Source organism: Pseudodesulfovibrio sp. JC047, from assembly GCF_010468615.1.
In the GTDB taxonomy this organism is placed as follows: domain Bacteria; phylum Desulfobacterota; class Desulfovibrionia; order Desulfovibrionales; family Desulfovibrionaceae; genus Pseudodesulfovibrio.
In genome coordinates this window covers 1-516 of sequence record NZ_WUEH01000076.1, presented here as the reverse complement: position 1 = coordinate 516, position 516 = coordinate 1, and the positions used below count along the sequence as shown (strand labels likewise).

Here is a 516-nt window from a genome sequence, read left to right as displayed (position 1 = left end):
CGGGAGTTAGACAATGACCAAATTGAAGGAGTTACTTGATATTTGCGGACTCTCACAGCGAGACCTGGCGCGAGGATTGGACCTCTCTCCGGCAGCCGTGAGCGATATCGTCAACCACGACCGGTGGCCGAAAAAGACGAAGAAAACCGATCTTCAGGCCGCCATTAGGAAGGAGTTGCGCAAGGTTAATGCGAATAAGAACAAGGTCAAACACTTGTTTCGTAAATCTCGTGCAAAGGAAAAAACAAAATCCGTTGAAAGTAAAACGAAGGAGGAAAGTATTATGTTGTTGAGAATGCAAGGGTTGTTCCCTGAAACGAAACGTCATTTTGGCTTGATGGACAACCCATTCGGCGAAGTTCAAGGCCACAAGGATGTATTCCTGAGTAACGAAATCCGTTACGTCCGCGAGGCCCTGTACCACACGGCGCGGCACGGCGGATTTATGGCCATCGTCGGAGAGTCCGGTTCCGGCAAGTCCACCTTGCGCCGAGACTTGATCGACCGCATTGCCCG

1 protein-coding gene is annotated in these 516 nt (G+C 50.8%); it reads left to right on the top strand.

Going from position 1 to position 516, the window contains the following annotated elements:
• Positions 1-13: 13 nt before the first annotated feature.
• On the top strand, positions 14-516 hold a 503-nt coding region (locus GO013_RS16730; RefSeq protein ID WP_163813179.1), incomplete at its 3' end, for a helix-turn-helix domain-containing protein.